This window comes from Mesorhizobium terrae, from assembly GCF_008727715.1.
In the GTDB taxonomy this organism is placed as follows: Bacteria; Pseudomonadota; Alphaproteobacteria; order Rhizobiales; family Rhizobiaceae; genus Mesorhizobium; species Mesorhizobium terrae.
Genome location: NZ_CP044218.1, coordinates 3,250,876 through 3,272,597 on the forward strand (window position 1 = coordinate 3,250,876; position 21,722 = coordinate 3,272,597).

Annotated in this window: 25 protein-coding genes; 9 read left to right on the plus strand and 16 right to left on the minus strand. The window is 63.2% G+C overall.

Annotated elements, in window-relative coordinates:
- Window positions 1–5: 5 nt before the first annotated feature.
- Together FZF13_RS16910 and FZF13_RS16915 are read right to left on the minus strand one after the other, a co-directional pair.
- Window positions 6–644, minus strand: coding sequence for a 50S ribosomal protein L25/general stress protein Ctc (locus FZF13_RS16910; RefSeq protein WP_024925419.1), 639 nt, complete (start codon window positions 642–644; stop codon window positions 6–8).
- Between the two features lie 224 nt (window positions 645–868).
- Window positions 869–2,101 (minus strand): MFS transporter, encoded by a 1,233-nt coding sequence (locus FZF13_RS16915; RefSeq protein WP_137901381.1) that lies wholly within the window; start codon window positions 2,099–2,101, stop codon window positions 869–871.
- A 108-nt stretch (window positions 2,102–2,209) separates the two neighbouring features.
- Here FZF13_RS16915 and FZF13_RS16920 point away from each other — a divergent pair, with 108 nt between their 5' ends.
- Complete coding sequence (locus FZF13_RS16920; protein ID WP_024925417.1) at window positions 2,210–3,043, plus strand: AraC family transcriptional regulator; 834 nt, start codon at window positions 2,210–2,212, stop codon at window positions 3,041–3,043.
- A gap of 8 nt (window positions 3,044–3,051) precedes the next feature.
- On the opposite strand, the gene FZF13_RS16925 is transcribed toward FZF13_RS16920, so the two are convergent.
- Entirely contained in the window at window positions 3,052–3,642 is a 591-nt protein-coding gene (locus tag FZF13_RS16925) for a TetR/AcrR family transcriptional regulator (protein ID WP_024925416.1), read from the minus strand.
- A gap of 215 nt (window positions 3,643–3,857) precedes the next feature.
- Here FZF13_RS16925 and FZF13_RS16930 point away from each other — a divergent pair, with 215 nt between their 5' ends.
- Window positions 3,858–4,304 carry a hypothetical protein gene (locus FZF13_RS16930; protein ID WP_024925415.1) on the plus strand — a complete coding sequence of 149 codons (447 nt, stop codon included), beginning with the start codon at window positions 3,858–3,860 and terminating at the stop codon, window positions 4,302–4,304.
- A gap of 48 nt (window positions 4,305–4,352) precedes the next feature.
- Window positions 4,353–5,117, plus strand: coding sequence for a sulfite exporter TauE/SafE family protein (locus FZF13_RS16935; RefSeq protein WP_024925414.1), 765 nt, complete (start codon window positions 4,353–4,355; stop codon window positions 5,115–5,117).
- A gap of 49 nt (window positions 5,118–5,166) precedes the next feature.
- On the opposite strand, the gene FZF13_RS16940 is transcribed toward FZF13_RS16935, so the two are convergent.
- The 8 genes from FZF13_RS16940 to lgt form a co-directional block, all read right to left on the minus strand.
- Window positions 5,167–6,210 carry a GGDEF domain-containing protein gene (locus tag FZF13_RS16940; protein ID WP_051512044.1) on the minus strand — a complete coding sequence of 348 codons (1,044 nt, stop codon included), beginning with the start codon at window positions 6,208–6,210 and terminating at the stop codon, window positions 5,167–5,169.
- Window positions 6,211–6,450: 240 nt separating this feature from the next.
- On the minus strand, window positions 6,451–7,386 hold the full coding sequence (locus FZF13_RS16945) for a ribose-phosphate pyrophosphokinase (RefSeq protein WP_024925412.1): 936 nt from the start codon (window positions 7,384–7,386) through the stop codon (window positions 6,451–6,453).
- Window positions 7,387–7,520: 134 nt separating this feature from the next.
- Complete coding sequence (locus FZF13_RS16950; protein WP_024925411.1) at window positions 7,521–8,156, minus strand: hypothetical protein; 636 nt, start codon at window positions 8,154–8,156, stop codon at window positions 7,521–7,523.
- Between the two features lie 58 nt (window positions 8,157–8,214).
- Window positions 8,215–9,366 carry a M24 family metallopeptidase gene (locus tag FZF13_RS16955; protein ID WP_024925410.1) on the minus strand — a complete coding sequence of 384 codons (1,152 nt, stop codon included), beginning with the start codon at window positions 9,364–9,366 and terminating at the stop codon, window positions 8,215–8,217.
- On the minus strand, window positions 9,366–10,163 hold the full coding sequence (gene pgeF / locus FZF13_RS16960; protein WP_024925409.1) for a peptidoglycan editing factor PgeF: 798 nt from the start codon (window positions 10,161–10,163) through the stop codon (window positions 9,366–9,368). The genes FZF13_RS16955 and pgeF overlap by 1 nt, the downstream gene beginning before the upstream one ends.
- A gap of 124 nt (window positions 10,164–10,287) precedes the next feature.
- A complete protein-coding gene (locus FZF13_RS16965; RefSeq protein WP_024925408.1) occupies window positions 10,288–11,160 on the minus strand; it encodes a phosphotransferase family protein in 873 nt (290 codons plus the stop codon).
- An 11-nt stretch (window positions 11,161–11,171) separates the two neighbouring features.
- Entirely contained in the window at window positions 11,172–12,272 is a 1,101-nt protein-coding gene (locus tag FZF13_RS16970) for a class I SAM-dependent methyltransferase (protein WP_024925407.1), read from the minus strand.
- Complete coding sequence (gene lgt, locus FZF13_RS16975; protein ID WP_051504762.1) at window positions 12,269–13,171, minus strand: prolipoprotein diacylglyceryl transferase; 903 nt, start codon at window positions 13,169–13,171, stop codon at window positions 12,269–12,271. The genes FZF13_RS16970 and lgt overlap by 4 nt, the downstream gene beginning before the upstream one ends.
- 89 nt (window positions 13,172–13,260) lie before the next feature.
- Between lgt and FZF13_RS16980 the strand changes: the two genes are divergently transcribed.
- The 3 genes from FZF13_RS16980 to FZF13_RS16990 all read left to right on the plus strand — a co-directional run bounded on the left by FZF13_RS16980 (window position 13,261) and on the right by FZF13_RS16990 (window position 14,761).
- Window positions 13,261–13,575 (plus strand): accessory factor UbiK family protein, encoded by a 315-nt coding sequence (locus FZF13_RS16980; RefSeq protein WP_024925405.1) that lies wholly within the window; start codon window positions 13,261–13,263, stop codon window positions 13,573–13,575.
- Window positions 13,576–13,894: 319 nt separating this feature from the next.
- A complete protein-coding gene (locus tag FZF13_RS16985) occupies window positions 13,895–14,395 on the plus strand; it encodes a type III secretion system chaperone family protein (RefSeq protein WP_024925404.1) in 501 nt (166 codons plus the stop codon).
- 6 nt (window positions 14,396–14,401) lie between these two features.
- Window positions 14,402–14,761 carry a tRNA-binding protein gene (locus tag FZF13_RS16990; protein ID WP_024925403.1) on the plus strand — a complete coding sequence of 120 codons (360 nt, stop codon included), beginning with the start codon at window positions 14,402–14,404 and terminating at the stop codon, window positions 14,759–14,761.
- Between the two features lie 14 nt (window positions 14,762–14,775).
- Here the strand turns inward: FZF13_RS16990 and FZF13_RS16995 are convergent, their stop codons facing one another.
- The 4 genes from FZF13_RS16995 to FZF13_RS17010 all read right to left on the minus strand — a co-directional run bounded on the left by FZF13_RS16995 (window position 14,776) and on the right by FZF13_RS17010 (window position 18,708).
- Entirely contained in the window at window positions 14,776–15,798 is a 1,023-nt protein-coding gene (locus FZF13_RS16995) for a glycosyltransferase family 4 protein (RefSeq protein WP_024925402.1), read from the minus strand.
- A 192-nt stretch (window positions 15,799–15,990) separates the two neighbouring features.
- On the minus strand, window positions 15,991–17,400 hold the full coding sequence (locus FZF13_RS17000) for an ATP-binding protein (RefSeq protein ID WP_024925401.1): 1,410 nt from the start codon (window positions 17,398–17,400) through the stop codon (window positions 15,991–15,993).
- 56 nt (window positions 17,401–17,456) lie between these two features.
- Entirely contained in the window at window positions 17,457–18,176 is a 720-nt protein-coding gene (locus tag FZF13_RS17005; protein WP_024925400.1) for a response regulator, read from the minus strand.
- Window positions 18,163–18,708 (minus strand): MarR family winged helix-turn-helix transcriptional regulator, encoded by a 546-nt coding sequence (locus FZF13_RS17010; RefSeq protein ID WP_024925399.1) that lies wholly within the window; start codon window positions 18,706–18,708, stop codon window positions 18,163–18,165. The genes FZF13_RS17005 and FZF13_RS17010 overlap by 14 nt, the downstream gene beginning before the upstream one ends.
- A 243-nt stretch (window positions 18,709–18,951) precedes the next feature.
- Between FZF13_RS17010 and FZF13_RS17015 the strand changes: the two genes are divergently transcribed.
- From FZF13_RS17015 to FZF13_RS17025, 3 genes are all read left to right on the plus strand, one after another.
- Window positions 18,952–19,845, plus strand: a complete 894-nt coding sequence (locus tag FZF13_RS17015) for a branched-chain amino acid aminotransferase (RefSeq protein ID WP_024925398.1) — start codon at window positions 18,952–18,954, stop codon at window positions 19,843–19,845.
- A gap of 143 nt (window positions 19,846–19,988) precedes the next feature.
- On the plus strand, window positions 19,989–20,300 hold the full coding sequence (locus FZF13_RS17020; RefSeq protein ID WP_024925397.1) for a hypothetical protein: 312 nt from the start codon (window positions 19,989–19,991) through the stop codon (window positions 20,298–20,300).
- A 145-nt stretch (window positions 20,301–20,445) separates the two neighbouring features.
- On the plus strand, window positions 20,446–21,087 hold the full coding sequence (locus tag FZF13_RS17025; RefSeq protein ID WP_024925396.1) for an MBL fold metallo-hydrolase: 642 nt from the start codon (window positions 20,446–20,448) through the stop codon (window positions 21,085–21,087).
- Between the two features lie 97 nt (window positions 21,088–21,184).
- Here FZF13_RS17025 and FZF13_RS17030 read toward each other — a convergent pair whose 3' ends face one another.
- Window positions 21,185–21,607, minus strand: coding sequence for a BA14K family protein (locus tag FZF13_RS17030; protein ID WP_024925395.1), 423 nt, complete (start codon window positions 21,605–21,607; stop codon window positions 21,185–21,187).
- Window positions 21,608–21,722 lie beyond the last annotated feature (115 nt).

Genomic DNA, 21,722 nt, shown 5'->3' on the forward strand with positions numbered 1-21,722 from the left:
GAAACTTACTTCTCTTCGGCTGCGGCCTCAGCGACCGGGGCAGCGGCTTCCGCTTCCTCGGTCTCCGGCTTCATCGCGGCCGAACCGGCGATGGTGGCGATGGTGAAGTCGCGGTCGGAAATGACCGGCTTCACGCCCTTCGGCAGCTTGACCGACGAGATGTGGATGGAATCGCCGATGTCTGCACCGGAGAGATCCACGGTGATGAATTCCGGGATCGCATTGGCCGGGCAGTGGAACTCGACTTCGTGGCGCACGATGTTCAAGACACCGCCGCGCTTGATGCCGGGCGACTTTTCTTCGTTGATGAAGTGCACCGGAACGTCGACATTGACCTCGGTGTCCTTGCCGATGCGCAGGAAGTCGACATGCATCGGGAAGTCCTTGACCGGATCAAGCTGATAGTCCTTCGGCAGGACCTGGATCTTCTTGCCGTCGACATCGATCGTGGCGACCGTGGTCAGGAAACCACCGCCATGGATCTTGTAGAAGATGTCCTTGTAGGACAGGGCGATCGCCAGGGGAGGCTGCTTGTCGCCGTAAATAACTGCAGGCACTTTACCGTTGCGGCGAACTTCACGGGCGGACCCCTTACCGACCTGTTCGCGCGCCTCGGCCTTGAGCTCGTAAGTGTCGTGGCTCATGGCATTTCCTTTCGCGTTGCTGGAGCATCTCCGGTGCCCGGCGTGCCGGTCTCCGAAAATGTCGAAAGCCGCCATCCGTGCGCGACCACAAAAACCGGAAAGTGCTTTTTGGGGTCTTGCGAGCCTGGCGGCCCTCAGCCGCGTTGCCTCCAAGGGTGTCTACGCGGGTGGCGGCTCTATAGCGGAAGGCGGCCAAACGCGCAAGCGTGGCCGCCTTTGCCGGACTATGCCGCCTTGGCGGCCTTGCCCTTGGCTTCCTTCATGTTGGGCAGGAAGATGGTGAGCAGGCCGAGCAAGGGCAGGTACGAGCAGATCTGGTAGACGAAGTCGATGCCCTTGGCATCCGCGACCACGCCGAGGATAGCAGCGGCGATGCCGCCCATGCCGAAGGCGAAGCCGAAGAAGATGCCGGCGATCATGCCGACGCGGCCCGGCACCAATTCCTGCGCGAACACCACGATGTTGGAGAAGGCCGAGGACAGGATGAGACCGATCAGGATGGTGAGGATCACCGTCCATTCCAGATTGGCATAAGGCAGGATCAGCGTGAACGGCAAGACGCCGACGATGGAGAACCAGATCATCGCCTTCTGGCCGTAGCGGTCGCCGAATGGCCCGCCGAGCAGGATGCCGAGCGCGGAGGCGCCGAGGAAGGCGAACAGAAGCACCTGGGACATCTGCACCGAAACGCCGAACTTATGGATGGTGTAGAAGGTGTAGTAGCTCGACAGGCTGGCGATATAGGCGTTCTTCGACAGCACCAGCACGGTGAGGATGACCAGCGCCCAGGCGACGCGGTTGCGCGGGAAGGGCGACACATGGGTGGCTGCCGGGCGATTGCCGCTCGCCTTGCGGAACCGGATGTACCAGTTGCCGACCTGCCAAAGCACGATGATGCCGATCAGCGAGCCGATGGCGAACCAGGAGATGCTGGTCTGGCCGAAGGGCACGACGATGAAGGCCGCCAGCAGCGGGCCCATCGCCTGGCCGGCATTGCCGCCGACCTGGAACAGCGACTGGGCAAGGCCGTGCTTGCCGCCAGACGCCAGCCTGGCGATGCGCGACGATTCCGGGTGAAAGATCGACGAGCCGATGCCGATCAGCGAGGCGCCGATCAGAAGCAGCCAATAATGGCCGGCATAGGCGAGCACGATCAGCCCGACCAGCGACGAGGCCATGCCCCAGGGCAGGGAAAAGGGCATCGGCCGCTTGTCGGTGACCATGCCGACCACCGGCTGCAACAGCGAGGCGGTGACCTGGAAGGTGAAGGTCAAAAGGCCGATCTGCCAGAAATCGAGGCGATAATTGTCCTTAAGAAGCGGATAAATGGCCGAAAGCAGCGACTGCATGATGTCGTTGATGAAATGGCCAAAGCTCACTGCCAGGATGACGGTGAAGGCTGTGGTGGTCGCTGCGGTCGCGCGACCGGCCGTCGCTGCGGTATCGGTCAAGATCATGCTCCTTGGGTATGTCTGCGGCAGGCTGCCGCGCGGGAGCTTATAATCCCGTTGTCACCCTACTTCTTTCGTGGTTTGGTCCATTTATTACGCAAGTGGGCCAATGCCATGCCAATGAGCGTCTCCTACCGGGAAGCGCCGGTCGAGCAACTCTACAAGCTGCACAGGGAACGTCTGGAGTGGCTGGAGCGCGTGCGCGACCTCATCGTGGCGCTGCCGTCGGAATATCCCGACGGCTATACGGTGCCGGACCATCACCACAACCGCAGCCAGTTGCTGCATGCCCTGGCCGGCGTGGTTCTGGTGAAAACCCAATATGGGCGCTGGATGGTGCCGCCCGACCACGCCATGTGGATCCCGGCCGGCATCGAGCACGCGGTGGACATGTTGGGCAATGTCTCGATGCGGTCGATCTATGTCGCGCCCAATGCCGTCGAGGGCCTGCCGACACGGCTGCGCGTGGTGGGCGTCAGCGACCTGATGCGCAGTCTGATCATCGAGGCCGTCACCCTGCCGACTGAACAGCCTCCCAGCGAACGGGCGGCGCTTTTGATGGCGCTGCTCTTGCACGAGATCCCGACCATGCCGGAGCGGCCGCTCGGCCTGCCTTTTCCGGCCGACGCCCGCATCGCCACGCTTTGCCGTCGCTTCGTCGCCGAGCCATCGCCTCATGCGACGATCGACGACTGGGCGGAGACGGTGGGTATGAGCCGGCGTACCTTCACCCGCGTCTTCCACCGCCAGACCGGCCTGTCGCTGTCGACCTGGCGCCAGCAGGCGCTGCTGTTCGCGGCGCTGCCCAGGCTGGCCGATGGCGAGCCGATCACCCGCGTCGCGCTCGATCTCGGCTATGACAGCGTGCCGGCCTTCACCACCATGTTCAAGCGCATGCTGGGTACGTCGCCGAGAGGGTATCTGCGCGGGGCGAGGGAGGTGGGGTGAGGCGAAATCTAGGATTTCGAGGGCGTTCGGACACCGGCTATCAGAATGTCGACCAGCCGTCTGGCAGCCTGCAGGCCGTCGGATCCCGCGCCGAATTTAGCCGCACCCGCAAGCGCGAACATCAGGTCGCGGGGATCGAGATCTCGGCGAACGTCCCCACTTTCAACGGCTCGCTCAATCAGCCCTGAAATTGCTTGCTGCATCTGCGTCACGGATGCCGATTGGAGGTCGGACATTCCGCTGAGCACAGGTTGGAGCAGCTCGTGCATTCCGTGTTTGGTGGTGATGTAGTCGACGAACAGCAAAAGCCATGAGCGCAGTGCCTCGACAGGCGCGTGCTCCTTCACGAGACGGTCCGCTGCCGCAACAAGTTGCTCGGTCTCGTTGCGGTATATCGCTGCGACCAGCGCATCGCGGTTGGGGAAGTGACGGTAGAGGGTCCCGGCGCCGACACCGGCGCGGCGCGCTATCTCGTCGAGGCTGGCATTCGAGCCTTTTTCCGCGAAGACCACCTTGGCGACAGAAAGCAGCCGGATGCGGTTGCGCTCGGCATCTGCTCTCGGCTTCCGGGGGGCGGAGGGTTCGCTCTGACGAACCATTGAAAAAATCCTTGCTATGCGGAGGATATCTCCGTATATAACCGGAGAACATCTCCTCTTACGATAAGCCGCGACGGCCAGCAAGAGTTTGCTGAATTGGCAACACGCCTGGGAAACCAGCGTGGGGTCGACGCCTAAATGCTCCGTGGCGCAGCTGGAAAGCATCCCGCCTCCAGAGAGGCGCACGTTCGACTGACAACATCCGAGGTCAGACCATGTCCCTGGAAATTCCGCTACACACCGATGTCATTGGGCGATCCCTTCAACGACCGATCGAAAATGCCGATTGGCTTTGGGATGACCTGGATGCCCTGCGTCCGGGAGACCCTCTGGCGCAGCTTGGGACTTGGATCGACCAGGTGGCTGAGGATGTTCGAAGCGATGGCTGCGAATTCGCCGGCAGCGTCATTGGACCGGGCAAGCACGACCGTTCCATCAACAGGATGGTCGGGAAAGACCCAAAAACCTATCGCGACGGGTTGGCTGAACTTTGCGCGCGTGCGGGGCTTTTGCGACCCGATACTGCCGCGGAGTTGCTGATCCTGATGGGCGAGGGCGCGAAGGCAAGCCGCCAAAGCGGGGAACCCGAGGGGCTGAGCGTCCGATTCAAGCAAGCGGCCGAGGCAATAGTTGTCGCTTTCGGCCCGGGCTCTGTCCGGTAGAGCAGGAACCAGCTAGAAACAGCGGGAATTCAGTCTTTCGATAACAAAATGCTCCACTCCCTTTTGGCCGGCACCTCAACCCAGGCCATCCTCGCTATCGTTCTCATCGCCCTGATCGCCGGTCTGGCGCGCGGCTTTTCGGGCTTTGGCGCGGCGCTGATCTTTGTCCCGATGGCCAGCGCGGTGATCGGCCCCAAGGTGGCGGCGCCGCTGCTTCTGGTGGTGGATGGGGTGATGACGGTGGGGTTCGTTCCCGGCGCGTGGCGGCTGGCGGACAAAACCAATGTCTTCGTCATGGCGCTGGGCGCGCTCGTCGGCGTGCCGCTCGGCACCTATGCACTGGCGCATCTCGACCCGCTCGTCATCCGCTGGTCGATCATCGCCATCGTTGTGTTGCTTCTTCTCCTTTTGATGTCGGGCTGGCGTTACCATGGTCGTCCGAGAGCTCCGCTCACCGTGGCGGTCGGGGCGATCTCCGGCGTCTTCTCGGGCGCGGCGCAGGTCGGCGGCCCGCCGGTCGTGGCCTACTGGCTGGGCGGCGCTTTTGCGGGCAATACGGTTCGGGCCAACATCATTCTCTATTTTGCGATTTCCTCGGCGATCACCGCGGTCAGCTATCTCTGGGGCGGCCTCATCACAGCGCCGATCGCCGCGCTCGCTGTCATTGCGGCGCCTGCCTACGGGCTGGGGCTGTGGCTCGGCGCGCATATGTTCGGCATAGCCAGCGAACAGACCTTCCGCCGGCTGTGCTTCGGGCTGATCGCACTTTCGGCGCTGATCAGCCTGCCGCTGCTGGACGGCCTGCTGCGTTAGGCGGGATTGGCTGCTGTCGTGCGGCCCCGACTGATCCGGATCAGGACAATCACACACTGCTTGCGGCATGCGCGCGATGGGTTCCCTTGCCTGCTGCCTTGGCGGCATAAAGAGCCATGTCGGCATTGCCGATCAAGGAGGCCGGGGTGTCGCCGTCGGCGGGCGCGGTGACGCTGCCGATGCTGGTGCCGATGCGCACGAGTTCGCCGACATCGATATCGAAGGGGCGGGCAACGGCGCCGATGATCCTATCCGCCAGGGAGGCTGCCTCCACAGCGCCTGCTCTCGGCAGGAGTATCACGAATTCATCGCCGCCGAGCCGGCAGACGCTGTCGCCTTCCCGAACCGTGCGAGCGAGGCGCTGCGTGACGGCCTTCAACAGGAAGTCGCCGGCGGCGTGGCCACGGATATCGTTGACCGCCTTGAAGCCGTCGAGGTCGATGTAAAGCAGACTGAACCCGCTCGCCTTTTCTCCTCGGCCGATCGCCGCGCACAGCCTGTCGAGCTCGTCGTCGAGAAACATTCGATTGGGCAGCCCCGTCAGCACATCCGTCATCGCGAGCTGGCGATTGAGGTATTCGGCGCGGATCATGCGTATGGTGATGTCGTAGTTCTGAGCCATCATCGCGATCATGGCGGCGGTGTAGAAGGGCATGAAGAAGCTGACGACGAACATCCCGGCGGTGGGCGAGGTCAGCGCGGCGACGACATAGGGCAGCGCCACCAGGCACATCAAAAGTACCGCCTGTCGCGGGGTCACCGCGTTTCGCGAGGCGACCGTGCCGATACCGCCCATCGCCAATATGCTGGCCAGCGCGATCAGGGTGGTGTTCCCACTCATGATGCAGAGATAGGCGCCGATACCGAAGGTGGCGGCCCATGCCATGGCAACCAGCATGAGCACATACATCGCCTTTTCGGGGTCGAGATCTGGCTTTCGTTCGACCGCAGTGACGATGCCGATGCGGGCGACAAAGATGGCAAACTCGGCCGCCATCCAGAAATAGGCCCAGGTCTGCCCTGTAAGCGCGATGACGGCGGTGCCCGCCGAAAGGACGCAGATCAGCGAGATCACGTAAGCGGCCTTGCGCATGAACGTGATCTGCACCAGGCGGCGTCTGACTTCAGGCGGGTCTGGCGTGCCCGTCGAGCTCAGCCAAAGCAGGGCCCGAGAGACAAGGCCCTCGAAACTCCCCGGGACGTTACTTGTATTGCCGGTAAGCAATGCGAAGCCCGAATCCAGAAGTATCCCCTTACTTAGGGAACATCTAATACAAGCTCGCGGGTCTTCGCAATTCGGGATTGCGCGGTTTGTGGCGCGTTACTTCACGTGTCAGTCGAAAAGGCTGGAGACCGATTCTTCCGTCGCGGTGCGCGAGATCGCCTCGCCCATCAGGTCGCCGATCGAGATGACGCGAATGTTGTGCGCATCGATGACGGCCTGGGTCGGCTGGATGGAATCGGTGATCACCAGTTCCTGCAATTGCGAGCCGGAGATGCGGGCTGCCGCACCGCCCGACAACACGCCATGGGTGATGTAGGCGGTGACGCTGGTGGCGCCATTGGCGAGCAGTGCGTCGGCCGCATTGCACAGCGTGCCGCCGGAATCGACAATGTCGTCGATGAGCAGGCAGTCCTTGCCGCGCACGTCGCCGATGACGTTCATGACTTCCGATTCACCCGGCCGTTCGCGCCGCTTGTCGACGATGGCGAGCTGGGCGTCGATGCGCTTGGCGAGCGCGCGGGCGCGAACCACGCCGCCGACGTCGGGCGACACCACCATGACGTTGCCGAGCTGCTTGTACTTGGCCTTGACGTCGCGGGCCATGACCGGGACCGCGAAGAGGTTGTCGGTTGGGATGTCGAAGAAGCCCTGGATCTGGCCGGCGTGCAGGTCGAGCGTCAAAACGCGGTCGGCGCCGGCGCGGGCGATCATGTTGGCGACCAGCTTGGCCGAGATCGGCGTGCGGCCCGAGGCGCGGCGATCCTGGCGCGCATAGCCGAAATAGGGAAGCACCGCCGTGATGCGCTTGGCCGACGAGCGCATGAAGGCGTCGATCATGATGAGAAGTTCCATCAGATGATCGTTGGTCGGATAGGACGTCGACTGCAGGATGAAGACATCCTCGCCGCGCACGTTTTCCTGGATCTCGACGAAAATCTCCTGGTCGGCGAAGCGCCTGACGCTGGCTTTTCCCAACGGAATGTTGAGATAGCGGGCGACGCCTTCGGCCAGCACCCTGTTGGAATTGCCCGCGAAGAGTTTCATGCACCGTACCTGGTGGTGGAGTTTATGGGGCTTTTAACGGCCCTCGCCGGTATTGCAAGCGTCGTATTGGCGAATCCGCAGCTGAATCCCAACAAAGGCTTAACCCTGGGGAAAGGCGCGTGGCACGAAGCCGGCTAGGATCCGCCGGGGCGGCCGGCGAGCCAATTGGTCAATTGCGCGATGGTCTGGTCGGCGATCGCCTGCATCGTGGCTGGCTGGACGGCGGCCCATCCCTCGGCGCCCTTGGCCGAAGGCGCCTTCTGCTGGCCGTTGATCCGGTGGAGCCGGTTGCCGGCCGGGTCGTAGACGTCCCAGACATAGATGACGGTGGTGTCCTTGCCCTCGGTGATGGTCGAGAAATAGCCCTTGAGCACGTGCGTCGCGGTCTGGTTGGCGCTGCCGGCCAGCGTGATGCCGCTTTCCTTGGCGCGGGCCGCCAGACGCTGGGTGAGCGGCGTGGCCGCCTCGACGGAGGCGCCGACGATCGGGGCGATCTGCAGGCGCATCTTGCCGAGCACCGCAGCGGTCTGCGCCGGCGATACTGTGGGCGTCGTGCCGGCGGTTGCAGGCACGCCGGGTTGCGGCGCGGTTATTCCCGTCGCCGATGTTGCGGGAGCCGGCGAGGTGGGTGTCGCCGCGGCCTGGCCTTGGGCGGGGGGCTGGGCGCCCGGCGCGGCCTTGCCGGGCTGCAGCGTGTCGTTGGCGCTGTTGCAGGCCGACAGGATCAACGCCGCGAGCAACGACGCGGTGGTCAGGCACGATCGCCTCATCGGCAGACGGACTCCTCGGTGACGTATGAACGGCCCTGTCGCCCTTCCCGGCATCGATTCACCGCACGATCAAGTCGAGATCATGGCGCGAAAGCGGCTTCGGCTGGGATTCGGTGGTGAGGTAGGTCCGGCCCAGCGTCATCGCGGTCTCGGTTTCCGAATCCATGATGATCATGTGCGCGAATAGCGTCATATTTGGCGCGATCGGTTCGGGATTGCCCTGGTAGAACAAGGGCATATCCATCCAGGACGGCGTGAAGCGAGCTCCGACCGAATAGCCGCAGGCGTTGAGCCTGTGCCGCGTCAGGCCGTGCGCTTCCAGCGTGCGGGCATGCGCGTCGAAGACGTCGCCGAAACTGTTGCCGGGTGTCATCGCCTTTTCGACGGCGAGGAGCGCGGCGCGCGACGCGTCGAACAATTCTTGATGGCGCTTGGAGACCTTGCCAGTCAGGATCGTGCGCATCATCGGCGCGTGATAATGATGGAACACGCCGGCCCATTCGAGCGTGAGCTGGTCGTTCTTCGTGAGCTTGCGGCGCCCGGCCTTGTAGCGGCACAGCAGCGCGTCCGGCCCGGAACCGATGATGAATTCGTTGGCGGGGTAGTCGCCGCCACCTGAAAACACTGCGCCCTGCATGGCGGCCAGGATCTGCGCCTCGTCGCCACCCTGCTTGATCAGCGGCAGCGCCGCATCCAGCGCGTCGTCGGCCAGGGCGGCCGCCTTTTCGGCTTTGGCGATCTCGGCCGGGCTCTTGAACAGGCGCAGCCGCCCGACAACGCCGGAAGCGTCGGCGATCTGGCCAAAGGTCTGCAACTGCTCGTCGAGGCGGCGGCCGTTGTAAGCGGTCAGGCCATGCGTGTCGTATTCGACGCCGATGCGGGCGCCGAGCAGGTCCAGATTGTTGAGAAGGTTGCGCAGGTCGATCGCCGGGTTGGCGTCGGCGCGATCGGTCCACACCACGATGTCCTCGATGGTGGAGGTGTGCCGCGCCTGCCTGAGGTCGGCGGAGCGGGTCAGAAGCACCATCGAGCCGTCCGCCTTCACTACTAGGCACTGGAAAAAGCAGAAGCCGAACGTGTCATAGCCGGTCAGCCAGTACATGCTCTCCTGCGCGAACAGGAGCACGGCGTCGAGCTTCTTCTCGGCCATCTCGATCATCAGCCGGTCGCGGCGCGCGTCGAATTCGGAGCGTTCGAAATGCAGCGCCATCAGCCGTGGTCCTCCAAGACGATCGCCGACAGCTGACGTCCGTAGTCCGGCTCATTGCGGTGGACGGTGCGGCGATAGGAAAAGAAAAGGTCTTCTTCCGCGTAGGTGCAGCGATCGAGGCCATGCGCGGTCACACCGGCCTGGACGAGCCGATCGATCGTGTATCGGTTGAGGTCGAACAGTGCATGGCCGGCCTTGCCGGACGGCGCGAAATAGCGCGCATTGTCGGCGGACGCCTCGACGAAGCGGGCAATGAATTCGGGACCGACTTCGTAATTTCTCGGGCTGATCGACGGGCCAAGCACCGCGACGATGTTTTCGCGCCTGGCGCCCAGGCCTTCCATGGCCGCGATGGTGTTTTCGAGCACGCCGGTGAAAGCACCCTTCCAGCCGGCATGGGCGGCACCAACCACGCGGGCAGCGCCATCAGCGAACAGGACAGGCCCACAGTCGGCCGTGGTGGCGGCAATGGCGATGCCCGGGCGGTCGGTGACAATGGCGTCGACCTTCGGCCGTTCGCCTGCGAACGGCTCGCGCGCGACAACCACATCGGGCGAATGGACCTGGTAGGCGCTGAGCAGATGGCTCGGGGCCACGCCCATCCAATCGGCGACACGGCGGCGGTTCTCGCGCACCAATTCCGGATCATCCTGGGAGCCGGCGCCGATGTTGAGGCCGCGATAGATGCCACCCGATACGCCACCGACCCGCGTGAAATAGCCGTGGCGGATGCCTTGCGCCGCCGCCTTTTCGAGCATCGGTGACCGGAGCGGGTCCGGGATCATTTTGTCCAGCATGCGTGCTTTGTCTTCGCCAGGGCAGGATTCGTCAAGACGCCGCGGTCGACGGTTCGAAGCGCGGACAGTGGGGCAGGGCGGGGGACGAAGTCAATCGCGATCGGTGGCGCGATTGCCGCAAGGCTCAACGTAGCGTGGTCACCCAATATGCGAAATGATCCATCATGAAAGGGATTCGTGGTGGATCGTCCACGGCTGCCGCCAACTCCCACAAGCGGTGCGCTCCGGTGAGCACCTCGATGCGTTCGCGCCGAAGCACGCGCCCTGACAAGGCTTCGTAGTTGGTGACGATGCGCTCGGTCAGGTCGGTGGAAATGAAGTTCGAATAGACAAAATCGCGGTGCAGCGAGCCGAAGCCGGAATCGGCGAAGTCATAGACGCCGCTGAGGCGGCTGGTTTCCTGATCGAAAGCCAAATTCCAGCCATGGCCATCAAAGAAGCCGTAGGTGATCCCGCAGGGATCCGGCGGAAGGTCGGCCCACGACGCAATGATCCGCTCGGCATGGGCTTTCAATTCGCCCGACAGAAGCGGCGGCGCCCTTTCGCGGACTTCGTCGGGCTCCATCCAGGCTTCGACGGGTGTTGCACCGGCGGCCTTCATTTTCTCCATGTCGAGGCCATGCAGGTCGACGTAAAAACGCGCGAGCTGTTTTGCCAGATCATCACGCGCGGGCTCAGACAGGCGCGCATAATACGGCGTTTCCAGATAGTCACCTTTCAGCTTGGCATGATGCGAGAAGATCGGTGGTCCGTCGACCAGGCGGATATCCGGAACCGGCATGGCGATGGCAGGACGGATGACGGACAGGAGGCTGACCTCCCGCACCAGCGATTGCCTGGCGGTCTCGTGGCGTGGGAACTTGAAGATCAGCCGATCATCGACATCCACCGCGACCGAATCGAACCCGTTGGTCAGCAGGCTGAATCGAGCCTCGGCCAGATCGGGGAAGTGGGCGAGGATGGTCGCCTTCAGCGTATCGAGTTCGGTTTCCTGCATCGTTGGCGGTCTTATTCCGGTTGATCGACCTGGCTGTGGAACACCGGCAGGACGATGTCTTCATGCGCGATTGCCAGCACCTTGAACAGCTCGCCCATCGCCTGTGGGCCGGCGAGGCGTTCGACCTCGCCCGACAGGCGCTCGCGCGTGGTGTTGTCGGCATTGGCGCCGAGGCTGCCGGCGCGCTCCAGCAGACCCATGCTGAGCAGGAAGGCGCCTTGCGTGGTGAAATCGGAATGTAGGCCGGCCGCGCGTGTCGAGACGGCAAGGGCTGCGAAATCGACATGCGAGGTTAGATCGGCTTCGCCTGGGCTCTCCAGCACATCCTCGTGATCGTGGCGGCGCAGTGCTTGCAGCGTGTCGCCGACCCCTGGCTGCAGATGACCGTAGTCGAAGAACAGGCCGGCGCCGCCATGTTCGGCGATGCGCTCGGCAATCGTCTGCATCAGTGCCGAGCGGGCCGGGGCGATCTCGACAATGGCGCCGGCTGGCGCGGTGTCCGCGTCGGGCGGCAGCAGCGAAGGATCGAGCGAGGCAGCACCCGCGTAAAAGCCGAGTTCGCCATTCGCGTCGAGGCCCACCATGCGCTCGCGCCAGCCGTCGGCGGTCCGCACGAATTGCCGGATCGGAATGGCATCGAAGAGTTCGTTGCCGACGATCAACAGCGGCGTTTCGGGCAGAGACGCGACCGTCTCGTGCCATTCCACGGCATCAGATACGCCGGCCAGCGTCGCCTTCTGCACGTCGCGCAGCCGCGGGCTGGTCTCGATCAGCGCGACGGACGCTGAGCGGGCAAAATCCGCATCGAGGCGCGTCAGCGTGCGCAGCATGTCTTTCATCAAGGTGCCGCGTCCCGGCCCGATTTCGGCCAGCGTCACCGGCATCGGCGCGCCGGCGGCCTGCCAGGTCTGGTAGAGCCAGACGGCGACCAGTTCGCCGAACATCTGGCTGACCTCGGGCGCGGTGATGAAGTCGCCGCCGGCGCCGAAGGGCTCGCGCGTGGTGTAATAACCCGCTTCGGGGTCGAACAGGCAAAGCGCCATGTATTCGCTGACCGGAATAGGGCCGACCGTTCCGATCAGTTCGACAATGCGGCGCTTCAGCCGGGTCATGCCGGCTGTGTGTGCGTGACCGGCCTGGCCGTGGCCATGCACCAGATGCCGATCAGCACCATCGGCACGGACAGGACCATGCCCATGGTCAGCCAGCCGCCGAACAGATAGCCAAGCTGACGGTCCGGCTCGCGGAAGAATTCAACGAAGATGCGCGACAGGCCATAGCCGGTAACGAATGCGCCGGAGACGAAGCGGGGCGTCATCAGCTTCAATCGGGAATGGGTGAGGAAGCGCAACAGCAGAAAGAGCACGAGGCCTTCGAGCAATGCCTCGTAGATTTGGCTGGGGTGGCGCGGGAACGGCCCGCCGGTCGGGAATTCAACCGCCCACGGCACGTCGGAGAGCCGGCCCCAGAGCTCGGAATTGATGAAGTTGGCAAGCCGGCCGAGGCCGAGGCCGACAGGAACGCCGGCAGCCACCACGTCGAACAGCGACCAGACATGGATGCCGCGCGACCGCGCGAAAAAGAGCATCGCCAGGATGGTTCCGGTGATGCCGCCATGGAAGGACATGCCGCCATCCTGGAGGTAGAAAATCTCGATCGGATTGGCGAGATAACGCGGCAAATTGTAGAAAAGCACGTAGCCCAGACGCCCGCCGACGACGATGCCGACGGCGGCCCAGACAACGAAATCGTCGATGTCGATGGGCTTCATGGGCAGTCTGCCTTCAGGCCAAAGGCGGGTGTTGGTGATAAGGCGCTTCGCATACCACCAGGCAAACAGTATGCCCACGACATAGGCGACACCGTACCAGTGCACCTTCAGCGGGCCGTAGCCGAAAAACGGCCCGATCTGGAAGATGACCGGATCTATGTTCGGAAAGGACAGGGCGGCAAGCGGCAGCAGGTCGCTCAAGAAAATCTCCCATGCGGGTCGCGTTCGGGCGCGGACCATGGGGCAGGCTTTTGGCAGGGTCAAGGCGGAGCAACCTTGCATTCTGGCAAGGGGCTCATTAGGTCAAAGCAGACAACAGGGGTTTTGCCATGTCGACCGGACCGAACCGCATCCTCGATGAATTCGCCAAGCTGGTCACCGACGCGGCCGGCGCCGCGCAGGGCGTGCGCCGCGAGGTGGAAACCGCCTTCCGCGCGCAGGCGGAACGGCTCCTGAATTCCATGGAGATCGTGCAGCGCGAAGAGTTCGACGCTGTCCGCGACATGGCCGCCAAGGCGCGCGAAGAGAACGCCAAACTGGCGGCGCGGATCGAGGCACTCGAGGCCCAACTGGCGGGTTCCGCTGGCGACAAGGCCGAAAAGCCGGCTTCGACGACAAGCGCCAAGCCGCGCGCAAAAAAATAATCGTTAAATCTTTCCACAACCCGCCGCCTGAAAAAGCGCTTTGTCGTGAATCGCTTACAGGGCGCGTGTGACTCTTTGTGACTCTCGCTGTCCACATGCGAATGGCCCGTCCCAAAAAATTGGGCTGGTCACGCGACTCCCGATCAATAGACTGAATTTGCTGCATGATTCGGAACGGGTCATGCGCCGGGCGGTGGGGTCCGGTCATGGAGTGTTGCGTCGAGCAGTCCAGGCCGTCCGAGTTCTAGAAATTTGTTCGTTGTGCGTGCCTCCCCCGCGGAGCGTGCGGTGGCGCTCCCAGAACGACAGGAAGCATTCCATGGAACTCCTTGAGCTCGAATTTTCCCGCGAGATCCATCCGGTCGACGTGATCGAACAGGTGGCGCACAACAACGACTGGTCTTTCGAACGCGCCGGCGACGATGAGATTTCGATCTCCGTGACCGGAACCTGGACCGACTATCATGTCTCCTTCTCCTGGATGGAGGACTTCGAGGCGCTGCACCTGGCCTGTGCCTTCGACATCAAGGTGCCTGAAAACCGCACGCTGGAAGTGATGCGACTGTTGTCGCTGATCAACGAGCAGATGCTGTTCGGCCATTTCGACCTGTGGGAACAGGAGGGCGCGATCATGTTCCGCCAGTCGCTGTTGCTCGCCGGTGGTGTCGAGCCGTCCAGCCAGCAGGTCGAGGTGTTGTTGTCCTCTGCGCTTGAAGCCTGCGAATGCTATTTCCAGGCGTTCCAGTTTGTCGTCTGGTCCGGCACCTCGGCCAAGGACGCGCTGTCGAGCGTGCTTTTCGAAACGCACGGAAACGCCTGACCCGCCATGACTGCCAGAAGCGAGCGCAAGCCGGACATCACCTTCGCCGATTTCGACCGTGTCGACATCCGTGCCGGCACCGTTATCGAGGCGGAGCCCTTTCCGGAGGCGCGCAAGCCGGCGATCAAGCTGAAGATCGATTTCGGGCCGGAGATCGGCGTGAAGAAATCGTCGGCGCAGATCACCAAATATTATACGCCGGAGACCGTGATCGGCCGTCAGGTGTTCGCGGTGGTGAATTTCCCGCCGCGCCAGATCGGCAAATTCATGTCGGAGGTGCTGACCCTGGGCTTCCCGGACGCCGATGGCGATGTCGTGCTTGGCGCGATCGAGCGCAAGGTGCCCGACGGCGGCCGGCTCTACTAGTCATAGAAGCCGGCTCAGGCGGCGAGCTTCTCGCGCCGTCCCAAAGCATCGTTCACCGTGTCCATGAACATGTCCGCGCAGGCCTTCCAGCTGTAGCGCAAGGCGCGCTCGCGGGCTTCCGTGCGGCTGACTTCGAGGGCGCCGAGCGCGGCCTCGCGCAAATCTTCCGATACCTTGCCGCCGATGCCGTCGCCGATGATGTCGATCGGCCCCGTCACCGGATAGGCGGCAACAGGCGTGCCGCTGGCCAGCGCCTCGATGATGACGTTGCCGAACGTGTCGGTGCGGCTTGGAAACACGAAGACGTCGGCGGAGGCGTAGAGTTCGGCCAGCTCGCCGCTGGGGCGATGGCCGAGGAAATGCACGCCGGGATAGCGTGCCGAGAGCTTGGCGCGCTCTGGCCCATCACCGACGACCACCTTGCTTCCAGGCAAATCGAGATCGAGGAAGGCCGGCAGGTTCTTTTCGATGGCGACCCGGCCGACCGAGAGAAAAATAGGCCGCGGAAAGGCAAGCTCGCCGCGCTTGGTCGGCCGGAAATGCTCGATGTCGACGCCACGGGTCCAGGGCTTCAGCTTGTTGAAGCCGCGCGCGGCGAGGTCATCGGCCAGCGACTGGGTGGCGACGAGTGTGCCTTGGCCGGAATTGTGGAAGTCGCGTAGCCAGCCATAGGCCCAGCTTTCGGGCACGGGCAGGCGGGCGCTGAGATATTCCGGGAAGCGCGTGTGATAGCTGGTGGTGAAAGGCCGGCCATTTGCTCGGCAATAGCGCCGCGCCATCATGCCCAGCGGCCCCTCGGTGACGATGTGGATATGGTCGGCCTTGGTCTCGGCGATCAGTCGCGCGACATGGCGCGGTGTGGTCAGGGCCAGTCTGATGTCCGGGTAGGTCGGCAGTGGCAGGGTGCGGAAGATGTTGGGTGTCAGGAATTCGGTTTCGACGCCTTGTCCCTTCAGGGTCTCGGACAGCCGCTCCAATGTGTGGACGACACCGTTGACTTGAGGGCGCCAGGCATCGGTCACCATCAGGATGCGCATGAGGCCTCGCCGCGCTGTCGCCGGATCTTGTCCGCGCGTGATCGGCGAGGGCGGCCCAACAACGGCCATTCCTCGCGCCAGCCCGGTCGGGCGGGCAGGACGCCGGGGTCCAACCGCCAGATCGAATCATGGAAAATCGCGCGTTTCATGCGCGCTCTTGACCATGTTTTCATGACGCCGCGATGAAATGTCCTAGGACGGCACCCGGATGACAGCCCGCAAGCCGCCCTGTGGACTGTCGTCCAGGGTGATGTCGCCACCATGGCTGCGAACGATGTCGCGGGCGATGGAAAGGCCGAGGCCGGTGCCGCTGGCGTCGAGGTTGCGCGCTTCGTCCAGCCGCACGAAAGGCTTGAACACTTCCTCGCGCTTGTCGGCGGGGATGCCGGGGCCGTCGTCGTCGATCGTCACCACCAGCGAGCCACGGCTGTTGACGGCCTTGATGTCGACGATCTGGCCATAACGGAAGGCGTTGCCGGCGACATTCGACAGCAGGCGTTCGAAGGCGTTCGGGCGGACATGGACAAGGCGTGGACCGCTGATGGCCGTCGTCAACTTGCGTTTGCGCAGCGTCGCCTCGTCGCGCAACTTCTGGAAATAGGTCTCCAGATCGAAATCGCCCTGGTCTTCGGAGGCCTCGCCGCGCGCGAAGGCCAGGTAGCCTTCCAGCATCGACTGCATGTCCTGGATGTCCTGGTTGAGCGCCTCGGTGTCGGCTCGCCTGCCGCCGATAAGCGCCAATTGCAACTTGAAGCGGGTCAGCACGGTGCGCAGGTCGTGGCTGACGCCGGTCAGCATCGCCGTGCGCTGCTCCATCTGGCGTTCGATGCGTTCACGCATCTGGATGAAGGCGAAACCGGCGCGCCGTACTTCCTCGGCGCCGCGCGGGCGGAAGTCGCGTGGCATCGGTCGGCCCTTGCCGAAGCTCTCGGCGGCCTCGGTCAACGCCAGGATCGGCCGGATCTGGTTGCGCAGGAAAGGAATGGCAATCAACAGCAACACCAGCGAGGTACCGACCATCCAGATCAGGAAGACGATGGTGTTGGACGCGTAAGCCTGGCTGCGGCGGACAAAGACACGCAGCACCTTGTTTTCCAGCTGGATGCGCACTTCGATGACGTTGGAATTGCCGACCGTGTCGATCCAGAATGGCCGGTTGATCTGGCGGGTGATCTCGGCCGGCAGCACGTCGTCGAGAATGGAGAAAAAGGGTTTCGGTCCCGGCGGCGGCAGCGGGTCGGGCGGCAGGAGGTCGACCTTCAGCTGCATGCGATCCTGCGCCATGCGGATGATGTTGGCGTAGTCGGCCTCGCGCGGATAGGTCTCCATCAGGTCGATCACGGCGGCGATATCGCGCACCACCGCCTGCGACAGCAACTGCGTCATCTGCTGCCAATGCCGCTCGAGGAAGACATAGGCGATGACCGACTGCAAAAGGATCATCGGCGCGATGACGATGATGAGCGAGCGGGCATAGAGCCGCTTCGGCATATAGAAGGAGACGAGGCGCCAGAACCGGCGCCAGCCGCGCGGCAAGGCGCCTAGCACGCGACCGATAGGTCCGCCTTCCGGTTTGGGTCCCTGCAATTCCGAAGTCGCCATCCACCTACCGGTTCGCGCGAAGCTGTCGCCGGTGAACCGGTCGCCAGCATCTCATTCTATTCCACGCTCAACCGATACCCAATACCCCGCACCGTCTGCAGCCAGACGGGATTGGCGGGATCGCGCTCGATCTTGCGGCGCAGGCGGTTGATCTGGACGTCGATCGTACGCTCCCCAACCTCTGAATCGTCGCCGACCAGTTCGTGCCGGGGGATGGTCTCTCCGGCGCGGGCGGCGAAGATCGCGAGGATCTCCTGTTCGCGATCGGTCAGTTTCAGCGCCTCGCCGCCACGCTTCAACTCGCGCTTGGCGATCTGGAACGTGTAAGGGCCGAACACCAGCTGCTCGACCTTCGGCGTGGTGGCCGGGCCGCCGCGGCGCAGGATGTTGTTGATGCGCAGGATCAGCTCACGCGGATCGAATGGCTTCGGCAAATAGTCGTCGGCGCCAGCCTCCAGCCCGCTGATGCGGTTGTCGGTCTCCGACAGCGCGGTCAACATCAGGATCGGCACGTTCTTGTCGGTCCGCAGCGATCGGGTCAGGTCGACGCCGCTTTCGCCGGGCATCATGATGTCGAGGACCAGGAGGTCGAAATCGAGGCCGACAAGCTTGCGACGCGCCTCGTCGGCGTTGCCGGCGACGGTGACGCGGAAGCCATTCTCGGTGAGGTACTGCTTCAGGAGGTTGCGGATGCGCGTATCGTCATCGACCACCAGCAGATGCGGTGCATCGTCATTCGGGGCCAGCGGCCTGTCAGTCCTTTCAATGTTCTCCATGATCGTCCCCTGACAGTTTCTGGATCGGGTTTCTGGGCAGAATATCAATCTGCGCCCGCAGTTCCGGATTGACCATTGCCTTCAGGAACAATTCGACCGAGGCGCGGTTTTCGACACCGGAATCTCCCAATGCCGTACTGATGCGGCGCGACTGTGGCCGTGCCAAGGCCAGCGCCAGGGCGCGGCCCTTGGTGGTTGGATAGAGCTCCCGCTGGCGGCGGTCGCGCGGGCCGGGTAACTGCACGATGTGGTCGGTGTCGATCAGCTGTTTCAGCACGCGGGCCAGGGATTGCTTGGTGATCTTGAGCACGTCCAGCAATTCGGCGACGGTGAGGCCGGGTCTGCGGTTGACGAAGTGCAGCACGCGATGGTGCGCCCGGCCGAAGCCATAATCGGTGAGGATCTCGTCGGGATCCGAGGTGAAATCCCGATAGGCGAAGAAGAAGAGCTCGATGATGCCGAAGTCGATGCCGTCCTCGTCGCTTACCGGCGTTGTGATCGGCGTTGGTCGAGCGGTCTTGCGGTCTGCCATGATGATCCCGTACCTAGCCGAAAATTATGTCAGCATTATTGACGTATTTTCCGGACGATGGTAATTTTTGATAAGCTTTAGGGCCGATTGCGAACGAAAAGGCAAGGCGAGACCGCCTTTCCCGAACTTTTCGACAGTTTGCAAGCGAAGCCTGCCGAGGCATCGACCGGCCGCCCTCAAGCCGAAACGACAGCAAACGCAACGTGACAGCGATGCGCGGACCGTCCGCGCGCGGGAGGATTTATGGCGCCTGTTCCCTTCGACCAATTGGAAGGCTTCATCTGGATGAACGGCGAGTTCATCAAATGGGCCGATGCGAAAGTCCACGTCTTGACCCACAGCCTCCACTACGGTGGCGCCGTCTTCGAAGGCGAGCGGGCCTATGGCGGTGAAATCTTCAAGCTGACCGAGCACAGCCAGCGCCTGCACGAGTCGGCGAAAATCCTCGGCTACACCATTCCCTATTCGGTGGCCGAGATCGACGAGGCCTGCAGCACCCTTTTGAAGATGCAGGGTTTTGAGGACGCCTATGTGCGGCCGATCGCCTGGCGCGGCAGCGAGCAGACCTCCGTCGCAGCTCAAAACAACCGCATCCATTGCGCGGTCGCCATCTGGCAGTGGCCGAGCTATTTCGATGCCGAACAGAAGATGAAGGGACTGAGGCTCGACTGGGCCGACTACAGGCGACCGGATCCCAAAACGGCGCCTTCGAAGTCGAAGGCATCCGGCCTCTATATGATCTGCACCATGTCCAGGCATCTGGCCGAGGCGAGGGGCTATGCCGACGCGCTGATGCTCGATTGGCGCGGGCAGGTGGCGGAAGCGACCGGCGCCAACGTCTTCTTCGTCAAGGACGGCAAGCTGCACACGCCGACGGCCGACTGTTTCCTCGACGGCATCACCCGGCGCACGGTGATGGAACTGGCGCGCGAGCGCGGCATAGAAGTGGTCGAGCGCGCGATCTGGCCGGAGGAACTGGCGGGCTTCGAAGAATGTTTCCTGACCGGTTCGGCGGCTGAGGTGACGCCGATCAGCGAGGTCGGCGAATATCGATTCGCGGTCGGTGCGATCAGCAAAACACTTGTGCAGGCTTATGCCGATGCTGTTCGACCCAAGCGCGCGGCGGCCGCTGCATAAGAAAAAATCGTGGAATTGTGGTCAGAAAGCAGTTTTGCGCTGGTTTTTTAAGCCTGCATTTTTCTGCATTTGACTTTCAACCGATTCGCGGTCTCATGATGGCGTCTGCCGGCGGCGGCTGGCATCCAAGGAGGGACTTCAGAATGGAAACACTTCTTCCGATCATCGTCCAGGTGGTTACCGGTATCGTCGGCGGTCAGGCGGTGGGCGCGGCGCTGCAGCAAGCAGCGATGTCCCAGCTTCCGAAGCTGCTCGGTGGTGCAATCGGCGGCGTTGGCGGTGCTGCAATTCTCGGCAGCCTGCTTCACGGCGGCGCGGTTGACCCGGCTGCAGCTACGGCTGCCGCCAGCGGTCTGGGCAGCGCACTCAACCTGAACAACATCGTCGGCGGCGCCGGCGGTGGTGCGATCCTGACCGGCGTCATCGGCATGGTCATGAACGCGATGAAGAAGTAAGTCGGGACACTTATATCTTTCGGCATGGGCGGCTTCGGCCGCCCATTTCGTTTTGGGAAGCCCCCTCGGAGCCTTCCCATGTTCGGCGAGACTGGACGCGGCCGGTCGGGGTCTCTAGGTGGAAGGACAAGACGAAGGAGCCATCATGGGTCAGCTCAACGCCGGCATCGTTCCGGTCACGCCATTCCAGCAGAACTGCACGATCCTGTTCGACGGCGACAGCAAGGCGGGCGTGGTGGTCGATCCCGGCGGCGATGTCGACCGCATTCTGGCGGCAGTGCGCGACAACGGCATTTCCGTCGAGGCGATCTGGATCACACACGGCCATATCGATCATGCCGGCGGCGCGATGGATTTGAAGGATGCGCTTGGCGTCGATATCATCGGACCGCATGAAGCGGACCAGCCGCTGCTCGACAATTTGGAAAACCAGGCGCGCCGTTTCGGCGTCACCGATACGATCCGCAACTGCGTGCCGGACCGGTTCCTGGCTGAAGGCGAGACCGTATCGTTCGGCGAGCATGTCTTCGAGGTGCTGCATTGCCCGGGGCACGCGCCCGGGCATGTCGTCTTTTTCAACCGCGCGGCGAAGTTCGCCCATGTCGGCGACGTGTTGTTCCACGGTTCCGTCGGCCGCACCGATCTTCCCGGCGGAAGTCATGAAACGTTGATCCGCATGATCAAGGAAAAGCTACTGCCGCTTGGCGACGACATCGGCTTCTTGTGTGGGCACGGCCCGGGCAGCCGGTTCGGCGACGAACGCCGCTCCAACCCTTTCCTGGTCTGATCCCTTCGACTTCCCGTCAGAGCGGTATCACAAGAAAAAAAGCGCCGCCCGAAGGCGGCGCTTTTCGTTGGGCAGGGAACTTTGGTTTGGTGGCCGGTTAGTTGGCGGTGCAGAAATGCTGCTGGCCGTCATAGCCGGTAAAGGTACCGGAACGCGCGTTGAACGAGCGGTAGCGGTCCGAGCAATAGCTGTACCATTCCGGAGTCCAGGGCTCGACGCCGCCGGCGTAGGAATAATACTGCCGCACGACCGGCCGCGGTCGCACCACGTAACGGGGCTGAGGCTCGTAGTAAGGATCGTAGTCGTCGTAATAGGTCGGCTCGCGATAGCGCGGTTGCGACAGCGCGCCAGCGATGATGGCTCCGGCCGCAAGGCCCACGACACCGGCGGCGAGGGCATCACCCGAACGGTTGTGGTGACGGCGCCAGCGCCAGTCATCAGCACTTGCGGGCGAGAAGGTCGCCAGCGTCGTCGCGCCGACGGCAACGGACAGGATGGCGGCTTTGAAAAATCTGTTCATGACGGTCTCCTTCATCCCGGTTCGCCTGGTTCTTCTGGAGGCGTGGCCCGGTCTTGCAGCCAGTAATAGTGGGTCGTGGCTGAACGGAGGCTGAACAAAAGTGGCGCTTGCGCGA